Genomic DNA, 529 nt, shown 5'->3' with positions numbered 1-529 from the left:
CCGGTAATGCCTCATATTGGTCTATGCCCTCAATACGCCAACGTATTAGGTGGTTTTAAGGTTCAAGGAAAAACACAACACCAAAGGGACCACCTCATCGAAACAGCGCGAAAATTTGAAAACGTTGGAGCATTTTCATTACTTGTTGAAGGCGTTGATGAGCTCACAGCTCGAGAAATCACCAGATCTGTATCGATCCCGACTATTGGTATCGGAGCTTCACCCGAATGTGATGGTCAAGTGTTAGTGACCGAAGACATGCTTGGTTTATTCACTGAATACACACCTAAGTTTGTCAAAAAGTACATCGACCTAAGCCAGCTAATCAAAACATCATTTAGTGAATATGAACAAGAAGTGAGAAATGGGGCATTCCCTACTCGTGAGCATTGCTTCGATTAATTTGCCTGTTCATTGACACTCTGGGTGCGGAAAATATCAGCGCTAGATCAAACAAAACGTGCGTATATCGGGTATTTCCTGTTCAAATATCACACTTTCTCAATTACAAATTTGCAACATCTACAAC

General features: G+C 41.6%; 1 protein-coding gene. It reads left to right on the top strand.

Annotation, left to right across the window (positions count from 1 at the left end; translation table 11 throughout):
- Positions 1 to 402: 3-methyl-2-oxobutanoate hydroxymethyltransferase (locus BCT81_RS03910; protein ID WP_198596840.1), on the top strand; the 402-nt coding region annotated here is incomplete at its 5' end.
- Positions 403 to 529 lie beyond the last annotated feature (127 nt).

The organism is Vibrio sp. 10N.261.52.A1 (assembly GCF_002876325.1).
Taxonomy (GTDB): Bacteria; Pseudomonadota; Gammaproteobacteria; order Enterobacterales; family Vibrionaceae; genus Vibrio; species Vibrio chagasii.
Note: the sequence above shows the minus strand (reverse complement) of the source record. Positions and strands in the feature narration are given on the sequence as shown.